Below are 23,300 nucleotides of genomic sequence, written 5' to 3'. Positions count from 1 at the left end.
TATCCTGAGTCTGTCTCCGGGCGTGAAGAGTAGCGAGCGCTGTTAGAGCTTAGAGCCCTAACAGCACTTTCCCAACCAGTTCCCGCAAAAAGATCCTTCTTTTATCCTCCGCATAATTGTTCGTAACTTTCTTCCGGCAAATTCTCTTAAATTTACAAAAACAATAAAATTATGAACTTATACACTCAGCCGATGCTCAAAGAAGGGGCATTAAAAGATAAAGTAGCAGTCGTAACCGGCGGCGGAAGCGGACTTGGAAAAGCAATGACCAAATATTTCCTTCAGTTGGGAGCCAAGGTAGTAATCACTTCCCGGAATTTAGAAAAACTTCAGGCCACGGCAAAAGAACTTGAAGATGAAACCGGCGGAAAAGTTTTGTGTGTGGCGTGTGACGTCAGAAACTGGGAGGAGGTTGAAGCCATGAAAGATGCTGCTGTGAAAGAATTCGGGCAAATCGATATTCTTTTAAACAATGCAGCCGGAAATTTTATTTCACCTACCGAACGGTTAACGCACTCCGCATTTGATTCCATTTTGGATATTGTTTTAAAAGGAACAAAAAACTGCACCCTTTCCATCGGAAAATACTGGATCGATAACAAAATCCCGGGAACCGTTTTAAATATTGTCACCACTTATGCCTGGACAGGTTCTGCGTACGTTGTTCCGTCCGCTTGTGCAAAAGCCGGGGTTTTGGCTATGACCAGAAGTTTAGCGGTAGAATGGGCTAAATACAGAATCCGTTTCAATGCTATTGCACCGGGACCATTTCCAACCAAAGGCGCTTGGGATAGATTACTACCCGGAAACTTGCAGGAAAAATTCGATATGCGCAAAAAGGTTCCGTTGAGAAGAGTGGGCGAGCATCAGGAATTAGCGAATCTGGCGGCCTATCTGGTTTCAGATTATTCAGCTTATATGAATGGTGAGGTCGTAACCATCGATGGTGGCGAATGGTTGCAGGGAGCCGGAGAATTCAATATGCTCGAAGAAATTCCGCAGGAAATGTGGGATATGTTGGAGGCGATGATTAAAGCGAAGAAATCAAATTAGCAATGTTTTGGAGGGTAATTTAAGTTTTATAACCATATAAAATATCTTTTTTAAGTTGTTTTTGTGTAGTTTTAACATTGTTATTTGTGGTTAAAGGCTTTTTATAAAGAAAATAAATTTTAAATCAAATGATTATGAGAATGTCAATTATCCTGGTTGTTGTGTTGCTAGCCCTTTCGAGTTGTTATTCTTACCGTAATTTTCAGAATATACCAACAGAAAGTGGAGGGATTTATAAGATAACAGATGAACATAAAAGAATTAGTAAAATACAGCTTATTGAAATTAGGCAGGATTCGCTGGTTGTTTTAAAAAACAGTAAACAGTTTACCATCGCAAATAGCGAATTTACCAACCCGAAAAAACGAAAGTTTTCAGCTGCTAAAACAGCTGCTTTATATGTTGGAGGTTCGGTTGTAGTGGGAACCGTTATCATTGCGGCAGTTTTAGGAAATGCGTTTAAACATATGGGGACTATTCAGTCGCCACCTTAAGTTCTGCAATAAATGCAGTTAGTTAGCAAAGGAATAGATAAGTTAAACCCATCATTTGTAACAATGTTGGGTTTTTTTTAAACCTATTATCAAAATCACTCACATGAATCTTAAGCTTTTCAAACCACTAGTTGCCCTGGCGGTTGTAGTTTCTCTGAATTTCTCTACACAAAATGACGCGCCAAAGTACAGTTGTACTTAAGCACTTAAACCATATTTCTATCTAAATGATGGTATTGAAACCCGCTCTGCAAGCGGACAGTCTGGTCACCATTAATTACTTGTGGTGAAAATTCTAGGAAATTTTGTTATTAATATAGTTGGAAGTAGCGTTTTCCTTCATTGAAAAAGTGGCGGGATTTCCTATTACAACTGAGTTTGTTGGTACATCGAAATTTACATAAGCGTTCGGAGCAATCAGAACATTATTGCCGATTTTGATGTTCCCAACAATCACAGCATTTGGACCGATCCAGACTTCGTTGCCAATTTCGGGGACGCCTTCATTTTTGCCGCGGTTCGCCTGTGCAATCGTAACGCCTTGAGCAATATTGCAGTTTTTGCCGATTTTCACTTTCGGATTGATGACCAAAGTTCCCCAGTGACCAAGATATAATCCTTCGCCGATTTGGGTTTCCGGATAGATCTGGAAGCCATATTTAATTTGATAATGTCTCAAAATCAAACGCCATATTTTCCCTAAAAAAGTATTTTTCGGATATTTTTGGGTGGTTCTTAAAAGATAAATAAAATGCAGATTGGGGCTGAAACATTTCATCCAAATTTGAAATGTAGAAAGCCATTTTCCGCTTTCCCGGTAAAAATCTTTTTGAAGGGTAGTTTTTTCAGACATTAGAACAAAGATAAAAGATTTATAATTCATCCATAATTCTGATGATTGCATTGATCGAATTTTCTAAGTTGAACGGCATTTCATAATTTTCCAGTTGTGCAGAATACGCCTTAAAATCTTCAGGGTTCTGAAGTGCTTTTTTCATGCCGTCATAAATTCCATCTTCCGAATTATCTACGATTAAGCCCAGTTTCCCGTCTTCCAGCATTTCCCGGACACCGGAAACGTCTGTCGCAATAATTTTCTTTTTTAAAGTAATGGCTTCAAACAAAACCGTCGGGAAACCTTCATATCTCGAGCTTAAAATATAATAATCAGCCTCTTTAAAATAAGGATAAGGATTATCGGTAAACCCCAAAAGAGTAGCGGTTTCAGAAACGCCTAGTTCTTCTTTTAGTTTTTTGATGTTTTCAAAATCATAACCATCGCCCAGAATGAGAATTTTGTGACTAAATCCTTCATCCAAAAGTCGTTTGTGAACTTTCAGCAACCGGTCAAATCCTTTCTGCGGAAAAACGGTTCCTACCGAAATAAAAACAGGAATTTCATCTTTCAAGTTCCGACTTCCAACTTCCAGCTTCCAGCTTCCAGCTTTTGACTTCACCAAAATTTCTTCAGTATCTAAAGGATTATAAATTCTGACAATTTTCTGTTTTTCTTTTTCTGTCGCCGCTAAATTTCCGAAATCGTGCTGTATTTTTTCAGAAATGACCATGATTTTATCGAAGCCGAAAAACTTCCGGATTTCTTCATCGGTATAGTGATGGAATTCGGTTTTCTTTAAATCATTATGAATCCAAATAATTTTCTTTGATGATTTTAAAGGAGAATTCAAAATCTCATCGCGCATTCCATGAATGGCTGCAAACTCAATATCGTATTTTTTCCCTTTTAAAATAAATTGGTAAAAAATTTTAGGAAACATTTTCAAAACCTTTTGATACAAAACCCGAAAAGCTTTCACCGGTAAATCCTGAAGTCGGTTGGTGGTAATCATTTCACCTTTGTTCAGATACAAAACAGTAATCCAGCTTGGGACTTCGGCGAGATATTTTCCTGAATGTAAATTTAATAAAAGATCGATTTCATATTGATCCTTCGGTAGATTTTTCAGCAAAGTCACCAGTACTTTTTCTGCGCCCCCGTGACGGAGAGAGCCAATTCTGATGAGGATTTTCTTTTTTGCAGCCACAGAATTATTTTACTGGTTTGTACGTATGCGGTAAATTTTCTTTAATATAAGCATCTAAATTTGGACGGATATTTTCCAGTTCTCTCGCGTAAATCACATTGTTTTTCAAAGCTTTATCACCGTATTCTTCAACAGTGCAAATGAATTTTGCCGGAACTCCAGCAAAAACCGAGTTCGGTGGAGTTGATGAATTCAAAACTGAACCGGCGCCCAAAATACAATTGTCGGCCATTTCAACGCCGGGAAGAATCGTGCAATTGTTTCCAATAAAGCAGTTTTTACCAATTTTTATTCGTCCGAAATTTCGGGCATCCCGGTATTTTTCCATGGAGCGGATCACGTACATTGCGCCATCATGATTGATGAAAGTACAGTTTGCAGTGATTTTTGTGCGGTCACCGATTTCTATTAAATACGGTTCTGACCCGAATTTTGGAGCTTCGATAAAAATTACGTCTTTGCCGACTTTCAATCCACGGGATTTGCAGATTTCGATATAGGCTTTGTCACGAAGTCTTTTAAAAATGTCTTCAGCTTTTAGAATAATTCGGTAGAGTAAATTCATCTGTTAGTTTTTTGCTGCCATAGCAAATATACTCCGTTTTTTTGGGAATAATATAATTTGGAAATTTTAGAAAATATTAGTTTAGATGTACGCTTTATGAATTTTTACAAGATGGGCACCGAAAATATTAATACGAAAATGCTTTGATGAGAAAATTGAAAACTTTAGGATATTTGCGGGAAAAACCAAACTCATTCAACGTGTAATCGTGATAAGTATGATGAATAAGGCAACTTATGATTATTTAAAAAGATCATTTAATTGATCATAAGTGTTTTGATTTCTTTTGATTGTTTTTTGTTTAGAGTTGCTTTTCCCACCAACAGACTCTTTCTCATTTAAAACTTTTTTCATTGCGGTGTAAACATTCTCAGGTCCGGGTAAAAATAATGCCCCGTGATCCTCAGATGCTATAATTTCCGGAATTCCCCCTACGTTTGTAGATAATACATAAGTGTCGAGCAACAGTGCTTCTGCGACTACAAGGCCGTATCCTTCACTATAAGAAGGTAAAATAAAACAGAATGCTGTTTTGATATAGAAATAGGGATTTTGTTGATATCCACCCAAAATAAAACTATCTGCCACGTTATGATCTTGAATTATTTTTTCTAACTCTGCCCGCTGATTCCCCTCACCAATCAATAATGTTTTAATAGGATATCCTTCTTCTATGAGGCGAATGTGTGCCGATAGTAAATCTTTAAAGCCTTTTTGATGAAACAATCGACCAACAGAAACGAAATCAATTTTACCGAAATCCTGTTGAGTCTGCTGTGATTTTTCCAGGATTTCATTTATTAGCATCAGATTATAAATGACCTGTGAATTATTTAAAACAACGCCCCAAGTCTTTTCGATACTGTTTTTAGAAAAGTGAGAAACAAAAACACCTGTATCAAATTGCGCCATTTGCTGCACGAACCGGTTGTTTTCTGCAACGGTAAAGCCGGAATTTCTTAAATCACCATGAAACCAAAATATCTTTTTGCTTTTCAGATTCGGACTGTTCAAAATATCATCAAACATATAATGACTGAACGCTACTTCAAAATCTAAATTTAAAAGTTGATGTTTTCTGTAAAATGCTTTTGGGTTTTTTTGAAACCGGAAATACTTTAATCTTCGCAAACTCTTTTGCAATAAGTAAATAGTTGTGTTTTTAGAGAAATTTTGGGTGCCTTTTCCAATACTCAAAACCCTAATTCCTTCAGGAACTCTATCCAGAAATTCGCCCTGTTTATAGTTTAACAATAAAGTAATTTCATATTTTGACTGATCCAGATGATTTAAAATGGCAAGCAATACATTCTCGATTCCACCCATCTCCAATGAACGGTGGCGAAATAAAATTTTCTTTTTAGGTATATTCTGTTCCATTCGGTTTAGTCTACGGTCGCCCCTAAGCTTCGGTATAGATCTTTAAATTGTGCAACCCACTTTCGAAATTCTTCTCGATTGATTTTTTTATCTAAAAATTTCTCAAAGTAACTTAAACTGATATCCTGCGGGAAATTTTGCATCACATCAAAAGATTCATTAAGCCAGGCTTCGTTTATTAAGTGATTAAAGTAATTGACATCAAAATCACAATCAGATTTGTGGTAAGAGTTCGTTGCCGATGATTGAAAGGTTGTTTTCATACATTCTTCCCGGCTCATCGCAACCATGTTGAGGTTCTTTTTATGTTCATGAAACCACACCGCCGCATTTCGCAACTGCATTTTCTCGTCGACTCTTCCCTGAACATCTTTCCAAACATATAACCAATAGTCTTTTTGCCAGACTCCCATCAAAATAGAATTCAGGTGCCAATATTTTTGTTGGGTAAAGTGGTCTACTAAACCTAACCGATACAGGAGGGAGAAAAATTTGAATTTATTGTGCATGAACAAATCCATCACCCAGCGGTTGGACGTGAATAGTTTTTTCGGATAGGAGCGGTTTAAATGTTCTGATATCATCGATGTATCCAGTTTTTTAAAAGCATCAGTATTTCCATGCCAGCCCAGTTTTACCAAAGCGGTTTCATGTGTTTTCATCTGAGTCGTTATTTCTTCCAGATCAACTGGCTTTGTAAACCAAACATCATCTTCGGTAACCAAAACGAAATCGGTCGCATTTTTTACGGCATCGATCCACAATTGAGTGGGAATCTGAAAACCATCTATTTCTTTTCCGGTTTCTAAATTTTCCTGAATTATCTTAACTTTTTGATGGTATTGCCCGGATCGTTGAATGTTTACTTCGGGATATTTCTCTTTAATTTTATTCAAATATTTCTCGGGCGTTCCATCATCCAGAATGTTCACTTTATAATTCCCCTTCACAAACCGATGAATGCTGGATAAACAACGGTCCAGATAAAACGGGCGGTTAAAGGATTTGATGAGGATGGTTATCATTTGTGATGATGAATATTTAGGCGAATATAATTAATAAAAGTAACGCAATAATCAATACTGGACGGTAGATATTTAATTAAAGTTAAAATGAAAATGGTCACTGTAAAAACGCGGTTATTTTTCTCTGCACTTTAGCGGCAAATGTGTTTTCTTTTTCAAATATAATTTTTGATAAATCACTGTTTTCTGTTAAAATAATATTTCCAATTTTTTTAATATTCCTTCTTTTACAAGCCTCCTTTAACATCTCATTCCAGTTTTTGTGAACTTTTTCCGTTTTGGATTTGTCCTGGGAAATTCCTTTATCGTGTAATCTGTAAAAATATAAAGGTTTAGGAATATAAGTCAAATCACCAACTTCGTACATTTTTAAATACAGATCAAAATCTTCAGAAGCTGTAAGATTTGGATTGATGCCAGCCGTTTTAAGATAAGATTCTTTGCGGAAAGTGAAAAAATGGGAAATTTCATTATTTATGTTAAAGAAAAGTGGGTTTCCATTGATCACCTTTCTGCTTCTTGCATACACCCTTTGTGGACGAAGCAAGTGATCGCACAACATAATTTGTGAATAGGTTCCTACAATTTTGGGATTGTCCAGGTAACTTTTAATACTTAATTCCAGCGCGTTTTCTGTTACCGCATCGTCAGGATCTATAAAGCCGCATATTTCGCCACTGGCCATTGCTACACATTTTCTTTTTGTAAAGCCAACCCCTTTATTGGTTTCGTTTTCGAAAATTTTCACTCTCGGATCTTCAGCGGTATACTTCTTTAGCTTTTCTAATGAATTATCGGTGGATTGATCATCAACAATGATGATTTCAAAATTCTGATAAGTCTGACAAAGAACGTTTTTATAGAAATCTTTGAAATACTCAAAATTATTATAATGCGCTACAAGTATGGAGAATAACATATCTGGTTTTTAAATATAGAATATCTGCCAATTTCAAAAAAAATGAAGCAGTATTGTATTTGCGTTCCTTTTTTTCAGTATTTCAAAGATATGAATTTAAGAATTATTAAGTATTTTTGAAAAAATGAAATTGATGAATCCTTTAGTCACAATATCCATCCCGCTTTATAATTGTGCCGATTTTCTGGAAGGATGTCTGGATTCAGTTCTGGCACAGACTTACTCTGATATCGAAGTGACTTTGATCAATGACAATACTCCTGATAACAGCGTACAGATTGCAGAGGGTTTTATTGCAGAACACCAACTTGAAACATGGAAGATTATTCACTTAGAAAGAAATTCGGGTTTATCAGTTGTAAGAAACAAAGGTATTGATACCGCAAAGGGCAAATATCTGTTTTTTTTGGACAGTGATGACACCATCTCGCCTGATTGCATCATGAAACTGGTAGAGGTTGGAGAACGTACCGGAGCAGAAATGGTCGTTTCGCAAATCGAATGTAAGCAGTTTAAAACCGGCCATCATCATTTCTGCATGGGCCGGTTGAATCACTTAGAAACCATCGTCGGAAACGAGAAGGTATTTGAAGCATTCGCTGAGGGTAAAATATTAAGTTCAGCGGTCAATAAACTGTTTATTGTAAGGTATTTGCAGAAGGAAAAAATTTACTTCGTGCCTGGGTTATTCGCGCAAGATGAACTTTGGACCTTTCAGCTCACTTTAAAATTAAATTCAGTAGCTTTTCAAAAGGATACGACCTACACTTATTATTTACATGATAAGTCTGTAATCCATAACCGGGATAAGCGAAACTTTGATAATTGGTTTACCATCGGCCGGTACATCGATGATGAGTATAAGAAAGAAACCAACAGAGCCAGGAAAAATTTAATCCTTAAGTATTTGATTCATTACAAATCCTTAACGCTTCAGATGAATTGGAAGGCACAGAAAAATAAAGAACTTTGGAAAGAGAGTTATAAGAACTATAAAATGCTTTCAAGCCTTTCTTTGCGCGATTATTTATCAGCAGACTATCCCAGTAGTTCGAAGAAACTGAATTTGTTCAATCAACTTCCTACTGAGTTGGGATTTATGGTTTTTAAATGGCGTTATGAACGGTAAATTAAAAATAGATTTAGCAATATATTCTTGTCCATTTTTATGAATAACACTTCTCAACTTTCTAATTTCTGCAACACTTTTCTGATTTTGGCAATATTTTTCTCATTACTCATGATGTTCAGATAATCCTTTTTAATTCTTTTTGAAAAACCTTCCAGAATATCCCGATTATCGTAAAGGTAAATAATTGCATTTGCCATTTCATCAATATCACGATTGATAAAAAGGCCGTTCACTTTATCCTGGATCACCATCGATGGCAGTCCGATAAATGTGGATACGGACGGAATATCTGAAAGACTCGCTTCACAAAACATCGTAGGAGCACCATCGCCACTCGATGCAATAACGGCAAGATCCACATCGTTATAGAATTCGATCATTTCTTCGTAAGATGCATTGAAAGAAGTTTTTAACCGAACTTTTCTGCCGGTTTCGAGAACTTTTTTTACGGCAGGTTCGATGACTTCAAAAAAACCCTTTACAACCCGGTGCGGATTTCCGGTCCAGCCTAACGTAAATACTTCACTTTTAATTTTAGTTCTACCAAAAAATTCTTCTTTGTAAATACCCAGAGCGAACTCTAAATTTTCAGTATATTCCTGATAAGCGCGAATGAGATTGTCATTGGCAAGTAAAAGAAAATCGTACGACTTTAAGTATTTATTAAAAAACGCTTCCCGGGAAAGAGAATTGACGTGAGTTTTAGTTTTTAAATCGTTTTCGGGTCCGAGATGAGGAAAGGAATCATTAAAAATCCCAATCAGATTTTTTCTGCCTTTAAATGGGATTTCTGCAACGTACTGAAAAAAATACGCCATCGAAACCAGATAATCGAAATTTAAGATTTCAACCTTTTTTGTCTCGTCACTAAAAGGCGTTACGAGCGGTTTTGTATATTTTGGAAAAGAGTAATTTCCGGAAGAATCGATAAACTGAACTTTTTTATTCTGATTAGAAAATGTTCGGTATATTTTAAAGCGGATTTTAGAAATGGTATTCAGAAGAGCAATCTTAATCCGGCTCATTTTCGGCAGTTCTTTAATGCGGTAAATGTCATTACAAACGTAGTAACAGTCGTATTCACCGGCCAATTTTGACGACCATGATTTCACCATAAAATAGAAAGCCCAGTCTTTAATATCGACTTCAAAAAGTATTTTTTTCTTCATGAATGGAAATTATGCTGAAAGTTACAATTTTTAGGGATAATGGTGTTTTTTGGAGTTAGTTTTAATGATTTGTAATATTATTATGTAATTTTGGTTCAATTATAAAACACAGATGTTGTTTACTGTTTTTACCCCAACTTACAATAGAAGTTACTTACTTGACCGTCTCTTTCAAAGTTTATCGAAACAAACCGTTCGTAATTTTGAATGGCTGATTGTTGATGATGGGTCAACTGACGGTACAGAAGAGTTGGTTTCGCATTTTATTACTGCCGCAGATTTTCCTGTTCGTTATATCAAACAAAAGAATCAGGGAAAACATATTGCAATTAATACGGCCCTGCAAAACGCACTGGGAAAATGGTATCTGCCCATTGACAGCGATGATTTTGTAAGCAGCAATTGCCTGGAAATTTGCCAGAAATTATCTGAGGAGGCAGAAGGTAAAGAGTTTGGTGGCTTTACTTTTATTCATGCGCCCGAAGATAGGGTCGGTGAAAATAAAGAATTTGGCAGCAAACGGTGGACACACTATAATAGCTATAAATGGAGTTTTGCCGGGGAAATGGTTTACGTTTTGAAAATGGAGGTCATTAAAAAATATCCATTTCCTGTTTTTGAGAATGAAAAATTTTGTCAGGAAAGCGTGCAGCTCATACCGATTATTAAAAACCATAATATTCTTTTTACGGATTATATTTTGGCTTTTGGAGAATATCGGGAAGACGGTTTAAGTCAGAATCTGTATCAAAGATTAATGGAAAACCCTAGATATGCGATGCTTTCTTTTAACACTAAACTTAATGCAGCAAAGGCCTGTGAGGAAAAGGAAGAGTTGGCTAATAATTATTGGGATATCGCTTTGAAAAATAAAAACATTCCCTGGTGGGAAAAACTGGAAGGAATACACCTGAAATGGACTTTTAAAGTTTTTAAAAGTAAACTGATGAAAAAACTTAATCTTTATACCGGTTGTTTTTGATAATATCTACCGTCTTCCAACCGATTTTTCTAAACATGAAAAATAGAAATTCAAAAGTTTTGAGTTTATTACGGGTGGCAAATCTTAAATTTCTGTACGCTTTTTTAAGAATTAAAAACTTCTCTTCTTTAGTAAAAAAAAGCGCATAATTTTCGATAATATACCGGTTGAAGAGATAAATTCCCTCTCTTCTTTTATACTTCAAACCATTGTCTTCACGGGAAGATAGATGCTCTTTTGAAATCCGGACGCTCACGACCGCGGTATTAATGCTATATATGTTTTCCATATCGGGAAATTCCAGCCAGGCAACATTGTCACTGCCAAAAGCGACAGGAAAATGTTTGAAACCGTGTTTGTCATAAGCGGAGCGCGCAAAAATATGTTCGGAAAGAGTGCTTCGTCCTTTACCTTTTAATGTTCTGATATAAGATGTTCCGGCCTTTTCCAATTCGGGATTGTAATAGATTTCCGATGTCTTTCTGTCAGCTTCGTCGATAAGTTGAGAGGCGTATCTGATGACTTTAATTTTAGAAGTTTCTACACGATCCAGATGACTGTAAAATTCTTCCACGAAGTTACCACCCAAAACATCATCATCTCCCAGAATCATGATCCATTCTTCTTTATCAGAAAGTGCAATGCACCGATCCCACTGGAGCGTAAGATAATCTGCTCCTAAGTTTTGACTGAATTTTTTATATTTAAAATTTAATTGGTCAGCGTACTCACTTAATAAATCTTCTATATCATCCGGGCTGTTATCATTCCCAATATATACTGAGAAATTTCTCTCTGACTGGTTAACCAAAGACTTCAAAGTTTTTTCAAAATACTTTTTCTTGTAGAAAGGGATGATGATCGCTAAATTATTCACGGTGGTAAGAATTTCGAAACTTAACAAAATTATAGTATTTATTCAAAATAATCTTTTTTGTTCTGAAACTGGTTCGGATCGGGAAAAATTGGAATGTTTCTAAAATGGAAATTAGATTAATTCTATTTTGACTAAAATACTGATGGAGGTAATTTACGAATAACGTTAATTCAAGTTCATCATTGGATTCCTTATGAAAATTTGAGCCTAATTTTTTTCGGATATAAATATTTGCTTTATTCCATTCCAAATCGGGTTTTCCAGCGGAATAGTGTTCTATTAAAATATCAGAAATAACATAATTGAAATATCTTTTTGCAATTCTAAGAGTGATTTCTGTGTCATATCCATGATGTCCTTTAAGATGTTCATCAAATTTGTATTGTGCAAAGATTTGTTTTTTAATACTCAGGAAAACTCCGTCTAGTGCAAAAGCTTTTTGAACCTCAGAAAACGTCTGTATCTTCTTTTTAGGGCCATCTTTTTCACCCTGGATTATATTGATCAATGCATGTTCGTTATCCGTGAACCATCCCCCAGGTGCCGAAGGGACGTATATTCCACCAGCTAATCCTATCACTCCAGCTTTTTCTAGCAGATGATGGTTTATAAGCAGTCTGCCCCAATTGGGAGTCATAAATTTAATATCCTCATGAATAAAAAGCAATATATCATATCTGGCTTCAAGAGCCCCTTTATTATATGCTTCGGAGGTTCCCATAATCCCAGGATTATTAATCTTTATAAGTTCATAGGTAACCCCGCAAGTCGCTGCGATGTTTTTTTCTACATCGCTAAAGCAGTTGGGTCTGTATGAAGAGATTATTATTGAAATCATTATTTTTTCCGGTAACAGAGTATGTTTAGCTGCTGATTGAAACTCACAGGTTTCTCATCACAAAAAGGATAATTAATCGTTTCTCCCGCTAAACGGATGTAGTATTCAAAACCCTCATCAGTTAGCAAGTTTAGTATATTTCCTAAATTTTGGGTTTCACCGATGATGCCATGATATTCTAAAAACATTTTGTTCACATTGACTAAATGGTCTTTAATATCAAAAATTAACTGGTTTTCGGCTCCCTCAATATCAATTTTCAGAAAGTCGATTTTTTGATCTAAATACTTTTTGAAATCAATTGCCCTTACTTTTTTAGTGTCATTTTTATTTGAAAAGTCAACCACTGTAGATCCGGCGAGTGAGCCTTCTGAAAAAAAAGTCAGTTCTGTATTTTCAGTCCAGACAGCTTCCTTATGTGTTTTCACAGAATCACTATATTCAAGTGTGTTTTTCTGAAGAACGTCAAAAGTGTTTTCGTCTGGTTCAAAACCGATGATCTTGGATTTTGGGTGCAATTTCTTGAAATATAAAATGCTGAGACCCATGTTTGCGCCACAATCGATGATATATGGATCATCTCTATCCGTAGTGAATTTATAAATTTCGTCTGCGAAAATTTCATCCAGGGAATGAAGAAATCCGGCGGCATCAGTAAAATAAATCGGCTTTCCAAAAAGATTTACTTTTCCTTCTGTAAATGGAGGATAATTTTGCAGGCGCTTACGCTCTCTCTCGGATATTCCTGTCTTAGGGTGCAACAAGTCCTTGCTTTTGTATTCATTAAAAGCTCTTTTGTTAAGACGATAGACTTTTTTTAATAAATTAATCATGAATTGTGGTTTTTATTTCCAGGAATATCTACCGAAAACCGCCCCATAATCATATTCACCATGTTTTGATAAATAGGAATCCGGATCGGTGACTACAAATTTACAAACATCTTCCGCCACATCGAGCTGAGCAATTTTCGGCTGGTTAATAAATGCGTGGATGGAATATTTTCCTCGCACTAAAGTATTCGGTTCAATTGTTAGCGTCATTAAATCATTTACAGATTCCCGCTCGCAGGAAAATACCCTTCGTTTTCTCGAGTCCAGTATCGTAACGAAAAAACTGCAGTTCGTTACATTTTCATTAATGCCGATCTGAAATTTAAAATGGATGGGTTCATTGTATAGATATTGTTTGCTGACCGCTCCATTGTCCTTCGTTACCAGAATTTCTTTGATGAACATTTTCTTGCCCGAATTGTTTTTGTTATTCAGATAGATAACGTCATCATTGTCAGCATTAAGGTAAGTAGTCACCGTTTCTCTTATATTTCCTTTGTATTCAACCAAACCTTGATTTAGTAAAATGCCGGTTTTGCAGATTTGAGAAACCGCGTTGAGGTCATGACTCACAAACAAAACCGTTCGGCCTTCCCCTTTGCTCACATCGCCCATTTTTCCCAAACATTTTTTCTGGAATTCTGCATCACCCACCGCCAATACTTCATCGACAATCAGGATTTCGGACTCCAAATGAGCAGCGACCGCAAAAGCCAAACGAACATACATTCCAGATGAATATCTTTTTACAGGCGTGTCGATATATCTTTCAACGCCGGAGAAATCAACGATCTCATCAAATTTGCGTCTAATCTCTTTTCGGGTCATTCCCAGAATTGCGCCGTTTAAATAAATGTTTTCGCGGCCCGTCATTTCCGGGTGAAATCCTGTGCCGACTTCTAATAAAGAAGCAATTCTGCCGTTGGTGAAAATTTTCCCTGTGGTCGGTTTGGTGACTTTACTTAACAGCTTTAATAAAGTTGATTTTCCTGCGCCGTTCCGGCCAATAATTCCCACGGCGTCGCCCTGTTCGATTTCAAAATTAATATCCCGCAAAGACCAGACATAATCGCTTACTCCTTTGGAAGCACGGTCATTGGCTTCACCGATTTTTAAATAGGGATCTTCTTTTCCACGGATCTGATGCCAGAAACGGTTGAGGTCGTGGGATAAAGTTCCCGTTCCCACCTGTCCGAGCCGGTATTGTTTTGATATGTTTTCTGCCTTTAATGCGAGCATCTTGTGTTCTTTAATAAATTTTCTTTAAAAACTATTGATGTAATTATGACGTGTTTTCCTCACAATCTTTACTTGGCTCTTTTTACTTTTTACTTGGGTCTTTTAAACGGTATCCATAAAACTTTTTTCGACTTTATTAAAGACAACGGTGCCGATTGCCAGTAAAATAAAAATAATAACGGTACTGATGACCAGCATCCACGCGGAGAAATCGCCTACGCCTAACCAGGCATATTTGAAACATTCGAAAATCCCGGAAAGCGGATTGTAATAAGCAATTGTTCTCAATTTTTCAGGAAGAGCCGAAAGCGGATAAATTACAGGAGTCACGTACATAAATAAACTTACGCCAAAACTCAATAACATTTGTATATCCCGGTATTTGGTGGTCAAAGAAGAAAAAATCATTCCCATTCCCAATGCAAATGCAGCCATTAGTACAATTAAAAACGGCGTCGCTAAAATCCAGATATTCGGGTGAACTTCCTCTTTAAAATAAAAATATAAAAATGCACCGATAAAAAGTAACATCTGCACCCCAAAACGCATAAGGTTTGAAATCACAATCGATAAAGGCATCACCAGTCTGGGGAAATACACTTTGCCAAAGATGGCGGCGTTGCCGGTAAATACATTGGAGGTTCCCGTTAAACAGGCTGAAAAATAGTTCCAAAGGGTGACTCCCGCCAGATAGAATAAAATTTTGGGAGCGCCATCGGTAGAAAGATTGGCAATATTTCCGAAAACGATTAAATAGACAGCCGTGGTAAATATAGGATTGATGAAAAACCAAACCGGTCCCAAAACCGTTTGCTTAAAACTTGAGATGAAATCTCTTTTCACAAACATATACACCAAATCTTTGTACCGCCAAACTTCCGCAAGCTTCAGGTCGAATAAAGAGTGGCTGGATTCAATAGTTTCCGTCCATTGCTGTTGATTTTCGCTCATTTGTGTTTGATAAATTTTTATCAAAAATAAGATAAATTAATGAATTCCAGTAAGTTCTGTCCTGCTTAATGATAAAGATGTTATCAAAAGTGGAATATATAAGCGGATTTCATATAATATTCCCGTGTAGAAACACAATAGCAAGTACGGTACAGAAAGTAAATGGAACACAAGAATCAGCTTTACCGTTTTTTGATCTTTGGCCAGTACCAAGGGAAGTGTAAAAAACACCAGCCAAAATAATAATCCTAAAATGTTTTTAGGCTGCGTGAAATTCTGAACAAATAAATTGCCATCGTTCGTCGTGAAATTGTCACTCATCAATCTGAGTCCGGAATAAACGCTGAGGAATGCGGTTCCCAAAACGATAACTGGCAAAAAGGTTTCTTTTTTCATCCCAAACTTTGCATATAATAAGGTGGCGGCCAATGAAAGGGACAACGCTGAAGATTCTCTGTTAAAAGTAGAAATAATGATGACCGCACTTAAAAGGATTAATTTTGAAACGGATTGTTTTTCTAAATACCCAATGAAGCAATAAAAGAAAAGCAATATAAAAAAGTAACTCGGGATATCGTACGGAACCACCACGAATTGAGATAAAGCAATGCTGAATATCGCCACCGAAGTGATGAGGATCTTTTCAGAGTTGGTCGCGATAAAGTTTTTGGATTCGGTAATTAAAGTTAATATAATTGCCGATAACATAATAAAGAAAGTGTTGAGAAGGTAAAAGGACAGATACATTTGCGGTTCAGAATTGGCGCTCAGAAATTTTAACTTTAATATTTTGTAATCAATATTTAAAATGGATAAAAAATCATAAATCCAAATTAAAAAATAACCGCTTAAAATCCTGTACTGATAAATTCCGGAATGAAACTGTTCCTGAAAACTCGGATAAGTAAAAATTTTGGAAGAGTAGATATTCGCGAATCCAAAATACACAAAACTGTTAACCGTGAAAGCCAACAGAACTGCAAATATAATTTTTGAAAATAAATTTAATTTCAAATTGGATTGCTTTATATTTTTTAAAAAACTTTATCTTAAAGTTTTTCTACCGATCGATTTGTAGAAAAACCCTTTATCTTCCACCTGTTCCAGGGCAAACATATTCCGGCCGTCGAAGATCGCTTTGTTTTTCATCTTCTGCGCCATCAGTTCGAAGTTGGGGTTTTTGAATTCACTCCATTCTGTAGCGATCAAAAGACAGTCTGCCCCTTCCAGAGCGGAGTACATATCTTTAGCATAAGAAATTTGATCTCCAAGAACCTGGCGTACATTATCTTCGGCAATAGAATCGTAAGCGGTGATTTCGGCACCTTTTTCCAGAAGAATTTTGATGTTGTCTAAAGAAGATGCTTCCCGGATATCGTCGGTATTCGCTTTAAAAGCCAGCCCCCAGAGTGCAATTTTCTTTCCTTCTATATTTCCTTTAAAATACTTTTCAATTTCAGAAACCAGAATTATTTTTTGATTCTGATTCACTTCTTCCGTTGCTTCTAAAATCTGGAAATCAAAGCCTTCCTGTTTTCCGGATTTGATGAGTGCTTTCACATCTTTCGGAAAACAACTTCCGCCATAACCGATTCCCGGGAAGAGAAACCGATGCCCGATCCGGTCATCAGAACCCATTCCTAAACGGACTTTGTCGACATCGGCACCTACTTTTTCGCAATAGTTGGCGATTTCATTCATGAAAGTAATCTTTACGGCCAAAAAAGAATTCGCGGCATATTTGGTTAATTCCGAAGATTTTTCATCCATGAAAATAATAGGAATTCCGGTATTGGTAAATGGTTGATAAATCTTTGCCATCACTTCCTGGGCTTTCTCAGATTCACTTCCTACGATCACGCGCGCAGGATTCATAGAATCTTCTACGGCAAATCCTTCCCGGAGAAATTCAGGATTAGAAACCACATCGAATGGTATTTTTGTTTTAGCAGCAATGGTTTCGCGAACTTTATCCGCAGTCCCCACCGGAACGGTAGATTTATTCACGATCACTTTGTAGTCCGTCATCATTTCGCCAATTTGGTTGGCTACAGAAATCACATAAGAAAGATCGGCAGAGCCGTCTTCTCCCGGTGGAGTCGGTAAAGCAAGATAAATGACTTCGCTTTTGTCAAGGGCTTCTTTGATGTCGGTGGTGAAAAATAATCGTTGTGCCTGAATATTTCTAAGGAACATTTCTTCGAGACCCGGCTCATAAATAGGAACGCTTCCCTGTTTCATGCGCGCTACTTTTTTGGCGTCGATATCCACACAGTAAACCGTGTTTCCCAATTCTGCCAGAGTAGTTCCGGTAACCAGGCCTACATAACCTGTTCCAACGATCGTAATATTCACAATGCAAGTTTTTTTATTGCTGCAAATATAAGAATTAATCGTTTCTCTGGTGTTTATTGCGCTTTCAATAAAATGTAATTATTTTGATATTTTATTTAAAATGTGTATATTTGCAAAAGATTTACGGAAATTATAATGAAAAGGCCTTCGGAAGAAAGCCTTTTTTCGTAAGAGTATTTGAGAAAGATATGGAGTTTAAAGCGCAAATAGAACAACTATTAAACGATTTTTTAGCAGAAAGAGAAGATCTTTTTTTGATTGATATTAAATTTTCTGTGACCGATCATATTCGGGTGATTTTAGATGGTGACCATGGAGTGACGCTTCAGGACTGTTTAGATGCAAGCCGCGCGATTGAATTCAATATGGATCGTGATGAACATGATTTTTCGATGGAAGTGATGAGCGCCGGATTAAGTGAACCACTTAATATGCCAAGGCAATACCGTAAAAACATTGGCAGATCCCTGGAGTTGGTAATGAATGATTCTTCGGAAATTGAAGGCGAGTTAACGAAAGTGGAGGAAGATAAAATCACCTTGGTTCTGAAATACCGAAAACCAAAAGAAATAGGAAAAGGAAAAGTAGATGTGGTTGAAGAAAAAGAGATCCCTTATTCCGATATTAAAAAAGCACTTGTTGCGATAAAGTTCTAAAAACAAAAGAGTGATAATTTATAATTAGGCACTCTTTTATGATAAATTGAATTAAATTTAAAGGGTAAAAACTTTATATTTCAAACCTTAAACAAAACATAGATAAATGGACGGTTTAGCATTGATTGAAGCATTTGGCGATTTCAAAGAAGACAAAAACATCAGCAAGATAGATCTGATGGCGATTATCGAAGACTCATTGAAAACTTTACTGAGAAAAAGATTCGATTCTGATGATCATTTTGATGTCATTGTAAATCCAGATAAAGGAGATTTTCAGATATTTTTAAATAAAACGATTGTAGCAGACGAAATGTCTGAAGATGATGATCTGGAAATAGAAATCTCAGAAGCAAAAAAAATAGATCCAACTTTTGACGTCGGTGAAGATTTTACCGTAGAAATTCCTATCGAACAATTAGGAAGAAGAAGTATTCTTACGCTGAAACAAATTTTGGCGACCAAACTTCAGGAACATAATAATGCGGTTTTATACGATCAGTTTAGAGATAAAATTGGTGAAATCGTAATTGGTGAAGTGCACCATATTCGTCACAAACACGTTATTTTGTTGGATGATGAAGAAAATGAATTCATCTTGCCAAAAGAAAATCAAATCCCTTCGGACTTCTTTAAAAAAGGAGAAAGCGTTCGTGCGATTGTAGAAAGTGTTGATTTTAAAGGTTCAAAACCTCAGATTATCGTTTCCAGAACGGCACCAAGATTTTTGGAGAAATTACTGGAAATGGAAATACCGGAGATCCAGGATGGTACTATTATTTTGAAAAAAGTAGTCCGTATCCCTGGTGAAAAAGCGAAAATCGCGGTAGATGCTTATGATGACAGAATCGACCCGGTTGGAGCTTGCGTTGGAGTAAAAGGCTCCAGAATTCACGGCGTTGTCCGCGAGTTGAAAAACGAAAACATTGATGTTATTCAGTGGTCAAAAAACCCTGAAATCATGGTGAAAAGAGCCTTGGGAAATATTACCATTAATAAAATTGAGATCAATGAAGAAACGAACTATGCATTGGTTTATACACCGGTAGAAGAAATTTCGAGAGTCATTGGTAAGCAAGGTCAAAACATCAGATTGGCTTCCTGGTTAAGCGGTTACGACATTGATGTATACCGGGAGACAAGTGAAGATGATGATGTTGAATTAAGAGAATTCGCAGGATCCGGCGAAGGGGATATCGAACAGTGGATTATCGACGAGTTCCAGAAAGTAGGCCTGAATACCGCAAAAAGTGTTCTGGATAAAGAAACCGACGCGTTGGTTAATTTAACAGATTTAGAAGAAGAAACCATTGCGGAGGTAAAACGCATCCTGAAAGAAGAGTTAGAAGACTAAAAAATTCTAAATACTGTATCTAAAGTTAAAATAGGTTAACTTTGCCAAAAATTAAAATAAAAGTATAAAGTATACATGCCAAAAATTAGATTAAATAAAGCGGTTAAGGAATTTAATATTTCGATGACAAGACTTGTAGAATTTCTACATGCCAAAGGAATCGAGGTAGAAAGTAACCCGAACGCTCAATTGGAAGAATCGGCATATTCTGCATTAGAAGCTGAGTTCCGCAAAGACGGGGAACAGAGAAAAGCTTCTCATGAGGTGGTGATCGCTAAAGTTCCGGAAGAAAAACTGGAAATCGAGCCATCACAACCTGAGGTAATAAGAGCCAAAGCAAGTCTTAGACCTGAAACCCGGATTTTAGGTAAAATAGACTTAGATCAAAAGATATCCGAAGTGAAGAAAGAGCAGCCAGCTCCACCAGCGGAAGAGCCAAAACCTGTGGTTGAAAAAGCACCTGTTGCTGAAAAAGCACCTGTTTCTGAAAAACAGGAATTTAAGGTTTTGGATAAAATTGATTTGTCGAAAATTGAAGGCCATAAGCCACGATCGTCCAAGAACGATCAATCCAAAAAACCAGAGGCCATCACGGAAAAAGCACCTGTAGAAAAAATACAGGAAGCACCCGTTGTGCCTGCAGTGGTAGAAACTCCAGCGCCGCCGGCCGTAGAAACTCCGAAACCTGAAGCGGTAATACCGCCTGAATCGGATAAAATTGAAACGGTTTATAAAAAATTGGAAGGGGTGAAAATCCTGAAACAAACCGTGGATTTATCACAGTTTAATAAACCAAAACCTTCCGCAAATTCAGCCGCTGCCAAGAAGAAAAGAAAGCGTATTGAAAAACCCAATCCTACTGGTGGGGCAACTCAGCAGGGGACTCAGGGTAATCGCCCTCCTGGACAAGGTCAAGGCAACCGTCCTCCTGGTCAGGGTGGGAATCGTCCGCCTGGTCAAGGTGGTGGTGGCAACCGACCTGGATATCAGGGTGGTGGAGGCGCCAACAGAGGTCCTGTAAGAAGAGGTCCTGTAATGCCTGTCGAACTGACTGACGAGCAAGTTAAAAATCAAATTAAGGAAACTTTAGAAAAACTGACCAGCAAGGCAGGGAAAAATAAAGGAGCCAAATACAGAAAAGAGAAAAGAGTTTACCGAAGAGAACAGGATGAGCGTCAGGATGAGATCGATGCAGCAGACAGAACTCTTAAGATAACAGAATTTATTACCGTAGGTGAATTAGCTTCATTAATGAACGTGAGTCCAACAGAAGTAATATCTGCCTGTTTCTCACTGGGAGTTATGGTAACCATGAATCAGCGTTTAGAAGCTGATACTTTATTACTTGTTGCTGACGAATTCGGATACAACATTGAATTCTCTGATGCCGATGTAGAGGAATCTGCACTGGAAGAAGATACCGATACTGCGGAGGATATGATTACCCGAGCGCCGATCGTTACCGTAATGGGACACGTAGATCACGGTAAGACTTCGTTACTCGATTATATCAGAAAAACAAATGTAATCGCTGGTGAATCCGGTGGAATTACACAGCACATTGGTGCTTATAACGTGAAGCTGGAGAATGGTCAGAGAATAACATTCTTAGATACACCGGGTCACGAGGCGTTTACCGCGATGAGAGCCAGAGGGGCACAGGTTACAGATATTGCAATTATCGTAATCGCAGCTGATGATGATGTGATGCCACAAACGAAAGAAGCAATTTCTCACGCACAGGCGGCGGGAGTTCCAATGATTATTGCTATTAATAAAGTGGACAAGCCAAACTCTAACCCAGACAACATCCGCCAGCAGCTTTCTGCCATGAATGTTCTGGTAGAAGAGTGGGGTGGTAATGTACAGTCACAGGAAGTATCTGCCAAGTTTGGTAATAATATGGACGCTCTTTTAGAGAAAGTATTATTGCAGGCGGAATTATTAGAATTAAAAGCCAACCCAAATAAAAATGCTAGTGGTGTCGTAATCGAGGCTTCTTTAGATAAAGGTAGAGGATATATTTCCACAATACTGGTACAGGCTGGAACGTTGAAAGTAGGTGACTATGTACTTGCAGGTAAAAATCATGGTAAAGTAAAAGCATTGCTTGATGAAAGAGGGAAACCGATGGAAGAGGCAGGACCATCGATGCCGGTTACGGTATTGGGGTTAGATGGCGCACCAACTGCCGGAGATCGTTTCCGGGTATTTGCAGATGAACGGGAAGCCAAAACAATTGCAACCAAAAGAGAACAGTTGCAGCGTGAGCAATCCGTTAGAACCAAGAAACACGTAACGTTAGACGAATTAGGAAGACGTATTGCGTTAGGAGACTTCAAAGAATTGAACATTATCCTGAAAGGGGACGTGGATGGTTCTGTAGAAGCACTTTCAGATCAGCTTCAAAGTTTATCTACCGAGGAAATCAGCGTGAAAATTATTCACCAGGGAGTAGGTCAGATTACTGAATCAGATGTTTTATTAGCAGCGGCTTCAGATGCAATTATGATCGGCTTTAATGTGAGAGCAGGTGTTAATGCAAAAGAACTGGCTGACAAAGAAGAAATCGAGATCAGAACCTATTCAGTTATCTATAAGGCAATTGACGAGGTAAAAGAAGCGATGGAAGGAATGCTTTCACCAGAAATAAAAGAACAGGTAATCGGGAACGTAGAAATCCGTGAAGTGTTCAAAATTTCGAAAGTAGGATCTATTGCAGGATGTATGGTTCTTACCGGAAAAGTAACCCGAAACTCGAAAATTCGTTTGTTACGCGACGGTATCGTAAAATTCGATGGAGAACTTGAAAGTTTGAAACGTTTCAAAGACGATGTAAAAGAAGTAACCAAAGGCTACGAATGTGGTCTGAATATTAAAGGCTACAATGATATTGAAGTTGGCGATATTCTGGAAGTTTACGAAGAGATTTCTGTAAAGAAAAAATTAAAGTAATTCTTTAAATATATTTAAAACCTGCTAGCTTAGCAGGTTTTTTTGTTTTAAGAAAGATATTTTTAGGTCAAGAAGAAACTTCTAAAGTGCCTAGATGATTTGTATCGGCTATTTCAGAATGGGTTCGAGTGTCTTGCCCTGAAATAGTGATATCAGGATTTATCTATTAATCTGTATAATTATTTTAGGACGGGTCACGCACAATATTGCTTCATGGATGCTCCATAGATGCTTCATGGATACTTCATGGATAGTTCATGAGGAGTTCATGAGAATGATGTTAAAGGGCTATGGTCAAAAGTTAGCTTTTCAACTCCCGAAAAGAATCCTGTGAAAATTTAAAGTACTGTGTTTTACTATATTATTTTTTTTGAGGATCCCTGTTCCTGTATATTTAATGTTTTTAAAATGTGGATGATCATAAGATTTTCTGATAATCGTTATTTTCAATTTATCATTGCTGTCTTATTATGGGTGT

At 37.1% G+C, this 23,300-nt stretch carries 21 protein-coding genes; 7 read left to right on the top strand and 14 right to left on the bottom strand.

Annotated elements, in window-relative coordinates; genetic code table 11:
• Window positions 1–171: 171 nt before the first annotated feature.
• Together NBC122_RS03250 and NBC122_RS03245 are read left to right on the top strand one after the other, a co-directional pair.
• Window positions 172–1,053 (top strand): SDR family oxidoreductase, encoded by an 882-nt coding sequence (locus NBC122_RS03250; protein ID WP_133438990.1) that lies wholly within the window; start codon window positions 172–174, stop codon window positions 1,051–1,053.
• A 140-nt stretch (window positions 1,054–1,193) separates the two neighbouring features.
• Window positions 1,194–1,547 carry a hypothetical protein gene (locus NBC122_RS03245; protein WP_133438989.1) on the top strand — a complete coding sequence of 118 codons (354 nt, stop codon included), beginning with the start codon at window positions 1,194–1,196 and terminating at the stop codon, window positions 1,545–1,547.
• A gap of 295 nt (window positions 1,548–1,842) precedes the next feature.
• Here NBC122_RS03245 and NBC122_RS03240 read toward each other — a convergent pair whose 3' ends face one another.
• The 6 genes from NBC122_RS03240 to NBC122_RS03215 form a co-directional block, all read right to left on the bottom strand.
• Window positions 1,843–2,400: a serine acetyltransferase gene (locus tag NBC122_RS03240; protein WP_133441043.1), complete on the bottom strand. Its 558-nt coding sequence runs from the start codon at window positions 2,398–2,400 to the stop codon at window positions 1,843–1,845.
• Window positions 2,401–2,419: 19 nt separating this feature from the next.
• Window positions 2,420–3,592 (bottom strand): glycosyltransferase, encoded by a 1,173-nt coding sequence (locus tag NBC122_RS03235; protein WP_133438988.1) that lies wholly within the window; start codon window positions 3,590–3,592, stop codon window positions 2,420–2,422.
• A 4-nt stretch (window positions 3,593–3,596) separates the two neighbouring features.
• Window positions 3,597–4,157, bottom strand: a complete 561-nt coding sequence (locus tag NBC122_RS03230; protein ID WP_133438987.1) for an acyltransferase — start codon at window positions 4,155–4,157, stop codon at window positions 3,597–3,599.
• A 240-nt stretch (window positions 4,158–4,397) separates the two neighbouring features.
• Window positions 4,398–5,537, bottom strand: coding sequence for a glycosyltransferase (locus tag NBC122_RS03225; RefSeq protein WP_133438986.1), 1,140 nt, complete (start codon window positions 5,535–5,537; stop codon window positions 4,398–4,400).
• Window positions 5,538–5,542: 5 nt separating this feature from the next.
• On the bottom strand, window positions 5,543–6,562 hold the full coding sequence (locus tag NBC122_RS03220) for a glycosyltransferase family protein (RefSeq protein ID WP_133438985.1): 1,020 nt from the start codon (window positions 6,560–6,562) through the stop codon (window positions 5,543–5,545).
• 97 nt (window positions 6,563–6,659) lie between these two features.
• Window positions 6,660–7,481, bottom strand: a complete 822-nt coding sequence (locus NBC122_RS03215) for a glycosyltransferase family 2 protein (RefSeq protein ID WP_133438984.1) — start codon at window positions 7,479–7,481, stop codon at window positions 6,660–6,662.
• Between the two features lie 133 nt (window positions 7,482–7,614).
• Between NBC122_RS03215 and NBC122_RS03210 the strand changes: the two genes are divergently transcribed.
• The gene (locus NBC122_RS03210; protein ID WP_133438983.1) at window positions 7,615–8,610 is read left to right on the top strand and encodes a glycosyltransferase; all 996 of its coding nucleotides are present in this window, start codon (window positions 7,615–7,617) and stop codon (window positions 8,608–8,610) included.
• Between the two features lie 53 nt (window positions 8,611–8,663).
• Here NBC122_RS03210 and NBC122_RS03205 read toward each other — a convergent pair whose 3' ends face one another.
• Entirely contained in the window at window positions 8,664–9,782 is a 1,119-nt protein-coding gene (locus NBC122_RS03205) for a glycosyltransferase (RefSeq protein WP_133438982.1), read from the bottom strand.
• Window positions 9,783–9,894: 112 nt separating this feature from the next.
• Here NBC122_RS03205 and NBC122_RS03200 point away from each other — a divergent pair, with 112 nt between their 5' ends.
• The gene (locus NBC122_RS03200; protein WP_133438981.1) at window positions 9,895–10,764 is read left to right on the top strand and encodes a glycosyltransferase family A protein; all 870 of its coding nucleotides are present in this window, start codon (window positions 9,895–9,897) and stop codon (window positions 10,762–10,764) included.
• Here the strand turns inward: NBC122_RS03200 and NBC122_RS03195 are convergent.
• From NBC122_RS03195 to NBC122_RS03165, 7 genes are all read right to left on the bottom strand, one after another.
• Window positions 10,739–11,668: a glycosyltransferase gene (locus tag NBC122_RS03195; RefSeq protein ID WP_165983185.1), complete on the bottom strand. Its 930-nt coding sequence runs from the start codon at window positions 11,666–11,668 to the stop codon at window positions 10,739–10,741. The two genes, NBC122_RS03200 and NBC122_RS03195, sit on opposite strands and share 26 nt — an antisense overlap.
• Window positions 11,634–12,479: a glycosyltransferase gene (locus NBC122_RS03190; protein WP_133438979.1), complete on the bottom strand. Its 846-nt coding sequence runs from the start codon at window positions 12,477–12,479 to the stop codon at window positions 11,634–11,636. The genes NBC122_RS03195 and NBC122_RS03190 overlap by 35 nt, the downstream gene beginning before the upstream one ends.
• Window positions 12,479–13,312, bottom strand: a complete 834-nt coding sequence (locus NBC122_RS03185) for an FkbM family methyltransferase (RefSeq protein ID WP_133438978.1) — start codon at window positions 13,310–13,312, stop codon at window positions 12,479–12,481. Before NBC122_RS03185 ends, NBC122_RS03190 begins: the two co-directional genes overlap by 1 nt.
• A gap of 12 nt (window positions 13,313–13,324) precedes the next feature.
• Window positions 13,325–14,551 carry an ABC transporter ATP-binding protein gene (locus NBC122_RS03180; RefSeq protein WP_133438977.1) on the bottom strand — a complete coding sequence of 409 codons (1,227 nt, stop codon included), beginning with the start codon at window positions 14,549–14,551 and terminating at the stop codon, window positions 13,325–13,327.
• Between the two features lie 102 nt (window positions 14,552–14,653).
• Window positions 14,654–15,502 carry an ABC transporter permease gene (locus tag NBC122_RS03175; RefSeq protein ID WP_133438976.1) on the bottom strand — a complete coding sequence of 283 codons (849 nt, stop codon included), beginning with the start codon at window positions 15,500–15,502 and terminating at the stop codon, window positions 14,654–14,656.
• Window positions 15,503–15,538: 36 nt separating this feature from the next.
• On the bottom strand, window positions 15,539–16,516 hold the full coding sequence (locus tag NBC122_RS03170; RefSeq protein ID WP_133438975.1) for a hypothetical protein: 978 nt from the start codon (window positions 16,514–16,516) through the stop codon (window positions 15,539–15,541).
• Window positions 16,517–16,546: 30 nt separating this feature from the next.
• Window positions 16,547–17,857 (bottom strand): UDP-glucose dehydrogenase family protein, encoded by a 1,311-nt coding sequence (locus NBC122_RS03165; protein ID WP_133438974.1) that lies wholly within the window; start codon window positions 17,855–17,857, stop codon window positions 16,547–16,549.
• A 188-nt stretch (window positions 17,858–18,045) separates the two neighbouring features.
• On the opposite strand from NBC122_RS03165, the gene rimP reads away from it, so the two are divergent.
• From rimP to infB, 3 genes are all read left to right on the top strand, one after another.
• The gene (gene rimP / locus NBC122_RS03160) at window positions 18,046–18,513 is read left to right on the top strand and encodes a ribosome assembly cofactor RimP (protein ID WP_133441042.1); all 468 of its coding nucleotides are present in this window, start codon (window positions 18,046–18,048) and stop codon (window positions 18,511–18,513) included.
• A 106-nt stretch (window positions 18,514–18,619) separates the two neighbouring features.
• Window positions 18,620–19,867: a transcription termination factor NusA gene (gene nusA / locus NBC122_RS03155; protein ID WP_133438973.1), complete on the top strand. Its 1,248-nt coding sequence runs from the start codon at window positions 18,620–18,622 to the stop codon at window positions 19,865–19,867.
• A 75-nt stretch (window positions 19,868–19,942) separates the two neighbouring features.
• Window positions 19,943–22,822 (top strand): translation initiation factor IF-2, encoded by a 2,880-nt coding sequence (infB, locus tag NBC122_RS03150; protein WP_133438972.1) that lies wholly within the window; start codon window positions 19,943–19,945, stop codon window positions 22,820–22,822.
• Window positions 22,823–23,300: the final 478 nt, after the last annotated feature.

The organism is Chryseobacterium salivictor, from assembly GCF_004359195.1.
In the GTDB taxonomy this organism is placed as follows: domain Bacteria; phylum Bacteroidota; class Bacteroidia; order Flavobacteriales; family Weeksellaceae; genus Kaistella; species Kaistella salivictor.
This window is presented reverse-complemented; position numbering and strand designations above follow the sequence as displayed.

Coding starts and splice junctions, on each gene's coding strand:
- NBC122_RS03250 (WP_133438990.1), top strand. CDS start 172: ATGAACTTATACACTCAGCCGATGCTCAAAGAAGGGGCATTAAAAGAT.
- NBC122_RS03245 (WP_133438989.1), top strand. CDS start 1,194: ATGTCAATTATCCTGGTTGTTGTGTTGCTAGCCCTTTCGAGTTGTTAT.
- NBC122_RS03240 (WP_133441043.1), bottom strand. CDS start 2,400: ATGTCTGAAAAAACTACCCTTCAAAAAGATTTTTACCGGGAAAGCGGA.
- NBC122_RS03230 (WP_133438987.1), bottom strand. CDS start 4,157: ATGAATTTACTCTACCGAATTATTCTAAAAGCTGAAGACATTTTTAAA.
- NBC122_RS03225 (WP_133438986.1), bottom strand. CDS start 5,537: ATGGAACAGAATATACCTAAAAAGAAAATTTTATTTCGCCACCGTTCA.
- NBC122_RS03220 (WP_133438985.1), bottom strand. CDS start 6,562: ATGATAACCATCCTCATCAAATCCTTTAACCGCCCGTTTTATCTGGAC.
- NBC122_RS03215 (WP_133438984.1), bottom strand. CDS start 7,481: ATGTTATTCTCCATACTTGTAGCGCATTATAATAATTTTGAGTATTTC.
- NBC122_RS03210 (WP_133438983.1), top strand. CDS start 7,615: ATGAATCCTTTAGTCACAATATCCATCCCGCTTTATAATTGTGCCGAT.
- NBC122_RS03205 (WP_133438982.1), bottom strand. CDS start 9,782: ATGAAGAAAAAAATACTTTTTGAAGTCGATATTAAAGACTGGGCTTTC.
- NBC122_RS03200 (WP_133438981.1), top strand. CDS start 9,895: ATGTTGTTTACTGTTTTTACCCCAACTTACAATAGAAGTTACTTACTT.
- NBC122_RS03190 (WP_133438979.1), bottom strand. CDS start 12,479: ATGATTTCAATAATAATCTCTTCATACAGACCCAACTGCTTTAGCGAT.
- NBC122_RS03185 (WP_133438978.1), bottom strand. CDS start 13,312: ATGATTAATTTATTAAAAAAAGTCTATCGTCTTAACAAAAGAGCTTTT.
- NBC122_RS03180 (WP_133438977.1), bottom strand. CDS start 14,551: ATGCTCGCATTAAAGGCAGAAAACATATCAAAACAATACCGGCTCGGA.
- NBC122_RS03175 (WP_133438976.1), bottom strand. CDS start 15,502: ATGAGCGAAAATCAACAGCAATGGACGGAAACTATTGAATCCAGCCAC.
- rimP (WP_133441042.1), top strand. CDS start 18,046: ATGGAGTTTAAAGCGCAAATAGAACAACTATTAAACGATTTTTTAGCA.
- nusA (WP_133438973.1), top strand. CDS start 18,620: ATGGACGGTTTAGCATTGATTGAAGCATTTGGCGATTTCAAAGAAGAC.
- infB (WP_133438972.1), top strand. CDS start 19,943: ATGCCAAAAATTAGATTAAATAAAGCGGTTAAGGAATTTAATATTTCG.